The 10,628-nt window shown below is 63.3% G+C and carries 7 protein-coding genes; 6 read left to right on the top strand and 1 reads right to left on the bottom strand.

Going from position 1 to position 10,628, the window contains the following annotated elements; all coding sequences use genetic code 11:
* Positions 1 to 49: 49 nt before the first annotated feature.
* The gene (locus BUA69_RS04885; protein ID WP_046135816.1) at positions 50 to 1,675 is read right to left on the bottom strand and encodes a helix-turn-helix transcriptional regulator; all 1,626 of its coding nucleotides are present in this window, start codon (positions 1,673 to 1,675) and stop codon (positions 50 to 52) included.
* Between the two features lie 190 nt (positions 1,676 to 1,865).
* On the opposite strand from BUA69_RS04885, the gene BUA69_RS04880 reads away from it, so the two are divergent.
* From BUA69_RS04880 to uvrA, 6 genes are all read left to right on the top strand, one after another.
* Positions 1,866 to 3,221: a substrate-binding protein gene (locus BUA69_RS04880; protein ID WP_046135817.1), complete on the top strand. Its 1,356-nt coding sequence runs from the start codon at positions 1,866 to 1,868 to the stop codon at positions 3,219 to 3,221.
* A gap of 174 nt (positions 3,222 to 3,395) precedes the next feature.
* A complete protein-coding gene (locus tag BUA69_RS04875; protein ID WP_046135818.1) occupies positions 3,396 to 4,427 on the top strand; it encodes a branched-chain amino acid ABC transporter permease in 1,032 nt (343 codons plus the stop codon).
* Between the two features lies 1 nt (position 4,428).
* The gene (locus tag BUA69_RS04870; RefSeq protein WP_046135819.1) at positions 4,429 to 5,571 is read left to right on the top strand and encodes a branched-chain amino acid ABC transporter permease; all 1,143 of its coding nucleotides are present in this window, start codon (positions 4,429 to 4,431) and stop codon (positions 5,569 to 5,571) included.
* Between the two features lie 8 nt (positions 5,572 to 5,579).
* Positions 5,580 to 6,344, top strand: coding sequence for an ABC transporter ATP-binding protein (locus BUA69_RS04865; protein ID WP_046135820.1), 765 nt, complete (start codon positions 5,580 to 5,582; stop codon positions 6,342 to 6,344).
* A gap of 65 nt (positions 6,345 to 6,409) precedes the next feature.
* On the top strand, positions 6,410 to 7,114 hold the full coding sequence (locus tag BUA69_RS04860) for an ABC transporter ATP-binding protein (RefSeq protein ID WP_425283948.1): 705 nt from the start codon (positions 6,410 to 6,412) through the stop codon (positions 7,112 to 7,114).
* A gap of 553 nt (positions 7,115 to 7,667) precedes the next feature.
* Positions 7,668 to 10,562, top strand: coding sequence for an excinuclease ABC subunit UvrA (gene uvrA, locus BUA69_RS04855; RefSeq protein WP_143154420.1), 2,895 nt, complete (start codon positions 7,668 to 7,670; stop codon positions 10,560 to 10,562).
* Positions 10,563 to 10,628 lie beyond the last annotated feature (66 nt).

Raw genomic sequence — 10,628 nt, 5'->3', positions numbered from 1 at the left:
CAATGTGCCCGCAGTCTCCCCTCCGCGAACACCGCTCTATTATGCTCAATCAGCCGCGATCGCCAAGGTCAAAGCGTTGCGGCAGCAAAGGTGAGCGAATTTCCGGCTCGCCGCCGGGCGCCAGCGCCTCTTCCTGGCGGCTCGGACAGTCCCGCCGGGTGCAGAGCCGGCAACTCGGACCGACCGGGACATCGGCATCACTGTCGTGCAGGGCCAGCCCGGAACCATAGATTGTCCGGTCGGCGTGGAGGATGTCGCAGGCGAGCATGACCGAGGAGAATACCGCCTGCTCGTGGAACGAGGCCGTGCGGCGCTGCACCGTGCGGGCCAGAAACAGGTAGCGGGAGCCATCGGAGAAGCGGACCACCTGGCGCAGCAGCGTATCGGGCGCGCGAAAGGCGCCATAGATGGCCCAGAGCGGACAGGCATGGCCGCTATTGGGCAAGAGGAGGCCGGGCAGCGGAAAATGCTTGGTCAGCCGGCCCGCAGGGTCGGAGCGCAGGAAGCCGAAGGGAACCCCCTCCTCGCCGCGCCGCCGCAGCGTCACCAGCCGCTGCGCCACCTGCTCGAAACTGGCATTGAAGCTCTGGCGCAGATGATCAATGTCGTAGCGGACCTGTTCGGCCTGGAGCAGGAAACTGGAATATGGAAACACCATCGCCCCGGCGAGGTAGGACCCCAGCGCCCGCGAGGCCAGACGCCGCGCGACCGGGGTCGACAGCACTGCCGCCTGCAGGCTTTCGGCAATCAGGTCCGGCGCGGCCAGTTCGCCATAGAGCCGGGCCAGCTGGAATTGCCGCGTGGCCAGGGTGGTCGAGCCCTGGAACCACATGACGCGGCGGGTCGGATCGAAGCGGTATTGCCCGGGAAAGCCCTGGCCGAGGCTTTGCGAAACGCCGCCAATTTCAACGGCGACGCCAAACTTGCGCTCCAGCATCTGTGTCAGCGTGCCGACGCCGAAGGTCCCGGACCGCTCGATCTCGCCGCGCAGGGTGGCCGCGCCGTCCTCGATGGCGGGGAAATAATTGTCTCGCTCGATGATCAGATCGTCGATCTCGCGCGCCGGCGAGACGCTGCGGCGATTGCGACTGGCATTGTCGAACTGCCCGATCAGGTTGCGCGCCACATCCGACAATGCCCGAGTCTCGCGACTGATGGCGGCAACGAAACGCTCGCGCTCGGCATCGTCCAGATCGGGCACGTCCTCCAGAATTTCAGCGCTGGAGCGGACGGCCGTGATCCCGGAGAGGATCTGGTGCAGCAATTGCGACAGCAGCGGATCGCTGCGCAGCCGGTCGGCATAGGCATCGGCGCTGGAAACCGCAGCGCCATAGGCCTTGTGCATGCGCGCCAGGGCGGCGGCGCTGGCGGGATATTGGGCCACCAGTTCGCGCCGCTCATCGGGGCGAAACGGCAGCGACTCGATCATCGGGTCGGCATAGGCCTCTTCGAGGTCCTGCAGCAGCTTCTGCTCCGCCTGCCCGGTCAGATCATCGATTTCGATATCGAGATGATGGGCAATCCGGTGCAGCAGCGCCCCACCGACATCGCGTTTGTTGTTCTCGATCAGGTTCAGATAGCTCGGCGAGATTTCGACCAGGCGCGCCAGTGCCGCCTGGGAAATCTTGAGCGATTTCCGCCTGTTGCTGATGCGAAAGCCGATTGGCGCGCGCATGTCTGCCTCCTCCGTGAAATGCGCGCCTGTCAATGAATTGACTATTATTCGCGTGTTTCAGTGCAAGTATTTACAGAATATCCCTGCAAATACAACGAACTATTGCTCAAGCTTGTAAATGAGGCAGATATTGGGGTGCGGTGAGCAGCTGGCTATGTACCAGTCGCCCCGCGCCAAAAGGAGGACATCAATGACACTTCTCAAGCGTGGTTTGAGCAGGCGCAGGGTTCTGCAGACCGGCCTGGCCGGCATTATCGGTACGGGCGTTGCGCCCATGATTTTCACCAAGGGTGCGTGGGCGCAGGAGTTCTGCAACAATCCGACCGGCGACACCGTCACCTTCGGCCTCAACCTGCCTCTGACCGGCGCCTATGCCGAAGAAGGCGCGGACGAGCAGAAGGCCTATGAACTGGCCATCAAGCATCTGAACGGCGAAGGCGATGGCGGCCTGCTCAACGTGCTGCAGCCATCGGCGCTCAAGGGCAATGGCATCCTGGGCAAGAAGGTGGCCTTCGTGTCCTCCGACAGCCAGACCAAGTCGGACGTGGCCCGCGCCGGCGCCACCCGCATGATCGAGCGCGATGGCGCCATCATGATCACCGGCGGTTCGTCCTCGGGCGAGGCCATTGCCGTGCAGGGTCTCTGCCAGGAAATGGGCGTCATTTTCATGGCGGGCCTGACCCATTCCAACGACACCACCGGCAAGGACAAGAAGCGCTACGGCTTCCGCCACTTCTTCAATGCCTACCAGTCCGGCATCGGCCTGGCGCCCGTTCTCGGCCAGGAATATGGCATGGACCGCCGCGCCTACCACCTGACCGCCGACTATACCTGGGGCTGGACCCAGGAAGAGTCGATCAAGAACGCCACCGAGGCGATGGGCTGGAACACCGTGGCTGCGGTTCGCACGCCACTCGGCTCTACCGACTATTCGCAGTACCTGACGCCAATCCTGAATTCGGGCGCCGACGTGCTGATCCTCAACCATTACGGCCTCGACATGGTGAACTCGCTCACCCAGGCCGTGCAGTTCGGCATGCGTGACCGCCAGGCCAATGGCAAGGACTTCCAGATCGTCACCCCGCTCATCTCCGAACTGATGGCCAAGGGCGCCGGCGAAAGCGTCAAGGGCATTTTCGGGACGTCCAACTGGCACTGGAACCTGCAGGACGCGGGCACGATCGCCTTCACCAAGTCCTTCGGCGCCGCCTATGGCTCCCCGCCGTCGCAGGCCGCTCATACCGCCTATGTCCAGGCCCTGCTCTACGCAGATGCCGTGGAACGCGCCGGCACCTTCTATCCGCCTGAAGTGATCAAGGCGCTGGAGGGCCACGAGTTCGACGGCATGGGCAATGGCGCCACGCTGTACCGCGCCGAAGACCACCAGTGCATCAAGAACGTGCTCGTGGTTCGCGGCAATGAAAGCCCGACCAGCGAATTCGACGTGCTCAATGTCGTCCAGGAAGTGCCGCGCGAAACCGTGGCTTACGATCCGGCGATTTTTGGCGGCGAGCTTGGGCCGTCCGAACCCGTTCCAATGTGCTGATCGCTTTGCCCGCCCTGTTCGCAGGGCGGGCAAACTCACTCAGTCGACGCCATCCTGCCGACGTTGAAAGCCGTGGTCCCCTCCGGCGCCGCGGCAGGCCTGTGCAGCGACGCCTGGAGGCCACACGGCACTCGGCCTCGCGACTGGACGACCAGGCTCGCTAGGAGCAAACCAATGTTCGAAGTCATCTTTCTGCAATTCCTCAACGGGCTCGACAAGGGTGCTGCCTATGCGCTGATCGCCCTCGGCCTGACCCTGGTGTTCGGCACGCTGGGCGTGGTCAATTTCGCCCATGGCGCCCTGTTCATGCTCGGCGCTTTCTGCGCCGTACTGTTCCGCCAGCTGATCACGCTGGAAACTGTTACCCTCGATCCGACCAAGCTTTCGCCCTGGGGATCGCCGCTGGAAATCCGCGAACCGCTGGTCCAGGCCTGGTTCGGCGATTTCGGCGCCGTGCTGCTGAATTATTCCGTCCTGTTTTCGATCCTCCTGACCATTCCGGTGATGCTCGTCGTCGGCATCGCGCTTGAGCGCGGCATCATCAAACACTTCTACAAACGCCCGCATGCCGAACAGATCCTTGTGACATTCGGTCTGGCTATCGTGGCGCAGGAACTGATCAAGTCGTTCTTTGGACCCAATCCAATTCCGCAGCCCATGCCCACGGACCTGCGCGGCGCGGCCGATATCGGCGCCTTTCTGGGCATGCAGGCCAATGTCATCACCTACCCGATCTGGCGGCTGATCTACTTCCTGTTCGCAGCGGTCATCATCGGTGGGGTGTTTGCCTTCCTGCAGTTCACCACCTTCGGCATGGTCGTGCGCGCCGGCATGGCAGACCGCGAAACCGTGGGGCTGCTCGGCATCAATATCGACAAGCGCTTCACCATCATGTTCGGCCTGGCGGCTGTGGTCGCCGGCATGGCGGGGGTCATGTACACCCCGCTGCTGCCGCCGAACTACCATATCGGCATGGACTTCCTGGTGCTGAGCTTCGTCGTCGTCGTGGTCGGCGGCATGGGCTCGCTGCCCGGCGCGGTGGCCGCAGGGTTCCTGCTCGGCATCCTGCAGTCCTTCGCCTCGATGACGCAGGTCAAGGACCTGATCCCGGGTATCGACCAGATCATCATCTACCTCGTCGCCGTCGTTATCCTACTTGTACGTCCCCGCGGGCTGCTTGGCCGACGCGGCGTGATGGAGGCCTGATATGCTCACCATGCCGCGCAACGACCTGCTGCTGTTCCTGGGTTTCGCCATCGCCGTGCTGACCATGCCGATCTGGATGGCGCCGTTTGGCGCCGCCTATCCCGACCTGCTGCAGCGCTTCATGATCTATGGCCTGTTCGCCCTGGGCTTCAACATCCTGTTCGGGCTCACCGGCTATCTCAGCTTCGGTCACGCCGCCTTCTTCGGCGTCGGCTCCTATGCCGCCGTCTGGTCGATGAAGCTGCTGACCATCGACGCCCTGCCCGCGATGATCTTCGCCCTGATCATCTCCGGCATTTTCGCCCTGGCCATCGGCTATGTCAGCCTGCGCCGCAGCGGCATCTACTTTTCCATCCTGACGCTGGCCTTTGCGCAGATGAGCTACAACCTCGCCTATTCGGTGCTCACCCCGATCACCAATGGCGAAACCGGGCTGCAACTCAATATCAACGACCCGCGCTACCTGGATCGCATGTTCTCGGCTGCGACGCCAAGCGTGCCCTCGCCAACCATGCTGGGCCTGCCGCTGACCGGCTTTACCGGCTTCTATTTCTGCGCCGGCTTCCTGATCATCGCCTTCTTCATCGCCCAGCGCATCACCGGCTCGCCCTTCGGCATGATGCTCAAGGGCATCAAATCCAACCAGACCCGCATGAACTATACCGGCTTCAATACGCGGCCCTATACGCTGGCGGCCTTCGTGATTTCCGGCATGTATGCGGGCCTCGCCGGTTCGCTGCTGGCCATCACCGATCCGCTGGCCGGCGCCGAACGCATGCAGTGGACGGCCTCGGGCGAAGTGGTGCTGATGACCATTCTGGGCGGGGCCGGCACGCTGGTCGGCCCGGTGATCGGCGCCTGGCTGATCAAGTATTTCGAGAACATCTTCTCGGCGATCAACGAAAACATGCTGGCCCGGTTCTGGGACTTCCTGCCCGACGGGCTCGATCACGCGGCGGTCGTCGTCAGCGCCAAGTTTGTCGGCGAAGGCTGGTTCCTCACGCTCGGCCTGGTCTTCGTGCTGATCGTGGTCTTCCTGCCCGGCGGCATCATGGAGGGCGTACGCCGTATCGCCAGCTGGATCGACCGCAACCGCAAGTCGACGCCCAAAAGCGCCTCGCCCAAGACGCAACCTGCAGAATAGGAACCGCCATGACCAATTCCAATGTTGTCCTGCACGTTGCCGACGTCCACAAGCGCTTCGGGGGCCTGCATGCCCTTGCCGATATCGACCTGCAGGTGGAGGAAGGCCAGACCCACGCCATTATCGGCCCCAATGGGGCCGGCAAATCGACCCTGCTCAATGTCATCATCGGCAAGCTGGCACCGACCAGCGGCGCGGTGGTGTTCGATGGCACTGTGCTGACGGGCAAGAAGCCCTATCAGATCAACCAGCTGGGCATTGCCCGGGTGTTCCAGACACCGGAGATCTTCGCCGATCTCAGCGTGCTGCAGAATGTGATGATCCCCGCCCTCGCCAAGCGCGACGGCGCGTTCAAGCTCAACATGCTGCGCACGCTGGAAAGCGAGACCGAGATCCGCGCCGAGGCCGAGCATATGCTGGAGGATGTGGGCATGATCAGCCGCCGCGAAATGGCGGCCGGCAGCCTCAGCCGCGGCGACAAGCGCCGCATGGAACTGGCCATGTGCCTGATCCAGCGTCCGCGCCTGCTGCTGCTCGACGAGCCGACCGCCGGCATGAGCCGCCACGACACCAATACCACCATCGAGCTGCTCAAGAAGATCAAGAGCCGCGGCATGACCAAGGTGATCATCGAGCACGACATGCATGTGGTGTTTTCGCTGGCCGACAAGATCTCGGTTCTGGCCCAGGGCCGCATCATTGCCGACGGCACGCCCGACCAGGTGCGCGGCAATCCCAAAGTGCAGGAAGCCTATCTCGGAGGGGCCCACTGATGAGTGCCATTACCATGCAATCCCAAGTCATCACCAACAGCCAGGCTGCCTCGGTGGAAACCACGATGCCGTTCTTTGCGGTGCGCGACATGCACGCCTATTACGGCGAGAGCTATATCGTGCAGGGCGTCTCGCTCGATGTTCGCAAGGGCGAAATCCTGGCCCTGCTCGGCCGCAATGGCGCGGGCAAGACCTCGACCCTGCGCGCCATTGCCCGCACCGACGATCCGCAGATGCGGCAGGGCGAAATCTGGCTGGACGGCGCGCCGATCCACGAGATGAAGGCGTTCCAGGCCGCCCGCGCCGGCATCCAGCTGGTGCCGGAAGACCGCCGCATCATCGCCGGGCTGACCGTCGAGGAAAATCTGATGCTGGCCAAGGTGGCGCCCGGCAATGGCTGGGAGCTGGAGCAGATCTACCAGAGCTTTCCGCGCCTCGCCGAACGCCGCACTCAGGAGGGCGTGACCCTGTCGGGCGGCGAACAGCAGATGCTGGCCATTGCCCGCGCGCTGGCCCGCGACATCAAGCTGCTGCTGCTGGATGAACCCTATGAGGGACTGGCGCCGGTCATCGTGCAGGAAATCGAGCGTATCCTGCACTCGATCAAGGGACTGGGCATCACCACCATCATCGTCGAGCAGAATGCCGTGGCCGCGCTCAAGCTGGCCGACCGCGCCGTCATCCTCGATACCGGCGAAGTCGCCTTCAGCGGCACCGCCAAAGAGGTGCTCGACAACACCGAACTGCGCCACGAATACCTGGCGATCTAGCGCGTTTGCCGCTGCGGCGGCGATCAGACCCTACCCTGGTTCCTTCGGCCAAAAGGCATTGTGCCGATCTCACCTCTCCCCACCGCGGGATCCAGGGTAGGCTTCCCACCGGCGCCGGCTCACCTGCCCCGCGCCCGCGCGACGACCTGCCGGACGCAGCGTCCGCTTGATCGCGCCTGCCGCCGTGGTAGCGGCCCCGGGCAGTTCGATCCCCAAGCTATCCGGCCATCCGACGGTCTCACCGCACATCATCCGGCGCGAACGCGCCCGGGCCGGATCGCAGTCGCCGCCCTGCCATGGCATGCCCGCGGCGGCGCACCCTTGACCGAATCTGATTTGTTCCGTTTATGTTCACATCAACGACGCGATGCGATATGGTCAAAGCCACAGGACACGGTAAGGTGAGTGCGGCGCGGGGCGGCGATGGCCGTAAACCGCTTGCGGCAACGGGGTGACGCGCCTATCTCAGCCTCTCCCCGCCGGCCAAGACCAGATCCGAATTGTATTTGCCGATGCGCTGTCTCCGGCGCGCGCCCGAGCCATGGACGAAAAGATGACGTCAAAGCCTAGCCAGAACCGCGAAATCATCGTCCGCGGCGCCCGCGAACATAATCTCAAGGGCATCGACGTGCGCCTGCCGCGCGACAGCCTGATCGTGATGACCGGCCTGTCGGGCTCGGGAAAATCCTCTTTGGCCTTCGACACCATCTATGCCGAAGGACAGCGCCGCTATGTCGAGAGCCTCTCGGCCTATGCGCGCCAGTTCCTGGAAATGATGCAGAAGCCCGATGTGGAGCATATCGAGGGCCTGTCCCCCGCCATCTCCATCGAGCAGAAAACCACATCGCGTAACCCGCGCTCGACCGTTGGTACTGTTACCGAGATCTACGACTATCTGCGCCTGCTGTTTGCCCGCGTCGGCATTCCCTATTCGCCAGCCACCGGCCTGCCGATCGAGAGCCAGACCGTCAGCCAGATGGTCGACAAGGTTTTGGAATTGCCCGAGGGCACGCGCCTGTTCCTGCTGGCCCCGATGGTGCGCGGCCGCAAGGGCGAGTACAAGAAGGAACTCGCCGACCTGATGCGCAAGGGCTTCCAGCGCGTCAAGATCGACGGCGAATACTACGAGATCGAAGACGCACCAGCGCTCGACAAGAAGCTCAAGCATGATCTGGAAGTGGTCGTCGACCGCGTCGTTGTCGGCCCCGATATCTCCGGCCGGCTGGCCGAGAGCTTCGAGACCGCCCTCAAGCTTGCCGATGGCATTGCGCTGGTCGAATTCGCCGATGAGAAATCCGAAGATGGGACTGCCCGCCAGATCACCTTCTCGGAAAAGTTCGCCTGCCCGGTCTCCGGCTTCACCATTGCCGAAATCGAGCCACGACTGTTCTCGTTCAACAACCCCTTCGGCGCCTGCCCGGTCTGCGACGGCCTGGGGACCGAGCAGAAGATCGATCCCGAACAGATCGTTCCCGACCCGACGCTGTCGCTGCGCGACGGGGCGATCCTGCCCTGGTCCAAGACCTCCGCGCCCTATTATCTGCAGACGCTGCAGGCGGTCGCCAAGCATTTCGGCGCCTCCACCGGCACGGCCTGGAACGAGCTGCCTTTCGATGTGCAGCACGCCATTCTCTATGGCACCGACAAGACCGCGATCGATTTCGTCTATGACGATGGCCTGCGCCAGTACAAGACCTCCAAGCCCTTCGAAGGCGTTATCGGCAACCTTGCGCGCCGCTACAAGGAAACCGAAAGCGCCGGGATGCGCGAGGAGATCGAGAAGTATATGTCGGCTGCGCCCTGCGTGGCCTGCGGTGGCTATCGGCTGAAGCCGGAAACGCTGGCGGTCAAGATCGATGGCCTGCATATCGGCCAGGTGACCGAGAAGTCGATCCGCGCCAGCTCGGAATGGTTCGAGCGGCTGCCGGCATCGCTGAGCGAGAACCAGAAACATATTGGCGAGCGTATCCTCAAGGAAATCCGCGAACGCCTGAACTTCCTCAATGATGTGGGCCTGGATTACCTGACGCTGGCGCGCAATTCCGGCTCGCTGTCGGGTGGTGAAAGCCAGCGTATCCGCCTGGCCAGCCAGATCGGCTCGGGGCTGACCGGCGTGCTCTACGTGCTCGACGAGCCTTCCATCGGCCTGCACCAGCGCGACAATGCCCGCCTGCTGGAAACGCTGCGCCGGCTGCGCGACATCGGCAATACCGTCATCGTGGTCGAACACGACGAAGACGCCATCATGACCGCCGACTATGTGGTCGATATCGGCCCCGGCGCAGGCGTGCATGGCGGCAATATCGTCGCCGAAGGCACGCCCCAGGACGTGCTGAACCACCCCGACAGCCTGACCGGAAAATATCTTTCGGGCCGCATGGGCATCCCCATGCCGACGGAACGCCGCCAGCCCAAAAAGGGCAAGGCGCTGTCGCTGAAGGGCGCCACCGGCAACAATCTCAAGAATGTCTCTGTCGATGTGCCGCTGGGCATGTTTGTCGCCATTACCGGTGTGTCGGGCGGCGGCAAGTCGACCCTGATGATCGACACCATGTACCAGGCCATTTCACGCCGCCTCAATGGCGCGCGGGTGATCCCTGCCCCGCATGAAAGCCTCACCGGCCTCGAATATCTCGACAAGGTCATCGACATCGACCAGAGCCCGATCGGCCGCACGCCGCGCTCCAATCCGGCCACCTACACCGGGGCCTTCACCCCGCTGCGCGAATGGTTTGCCGGCCTGCCGGAATCCAAGCAGCGCGGCTATGGCCCGGGCCGCTTCTCGTTCAACGTCAAAGGCGGACGCTGCGAAAAGTGTGAGGGCGACGGCGTTCTCAAGATCGAGATGCACTTCCTGCCCGACGTCTACGTCACCTGCGACGTCTGCAAGGGCAAGCGCTACAACCGCGAAACGCTCGATGTGCAGTTCAAGGGCAAGTCGATCTCCGACATCCTCGACATGACCATCGATGAGGGCGTCGAGTTCTTCTCGGCCGTGCCGGTGATCCGCGACAAGTTCGCAACGCTGCAGCGGGTGGGCCTGGGCTATGTCAAGGTTGGCCAGCCCGCCACGACCCTGTCGGGGGGCGAGGCGCAGCGCGTCAAGCTCTCCAAGGAGCTCTCCAAGCGCGCCACCGGGCGAACGCTCTATATGCTGGACGAGCCGACGACGGGGCTGCACTTCCACGACGTGGCCAAGCTGCTCGATGTGCTGCATGAGCTGGTCGATGGCGGCAATACGGTTGTGGTCATCGAGCACAATCTCGAGGTGATCAAGACAGCCGACTGGGTCATCGATCTCGGCCCCGAAGGCGGCGATGGCGGCGGCGAGATCGTCGGTGTCGGAACGCCCGAGGATATCGCCGAGAACAAGCGTTCCCATACCGGGACCTTCCTCAAGGAAGTCATGGAACGCCGGCCGATCTTTGCCACCAAGGCGGCTGAATAGCCGGCTATCGGCCTTTCGGTAACGAAACTATGACCGGTTACACCCGCTCCGCGCCATGCGCGTGGG

This window comes from Devosia limi DSM 17137, from assembly GCF_900128975.1.
Classification (GTDB): Bacteria; Pseudomonadota; Alphaproteobacteria; order Rhizobiales; family Devosiaceae; genus Devosia; species Devosia limi.
Note: the sequence above shows the minus strand (reverse complement) of the source record. Positions and strands in the feature narration are given on the sequence as shown.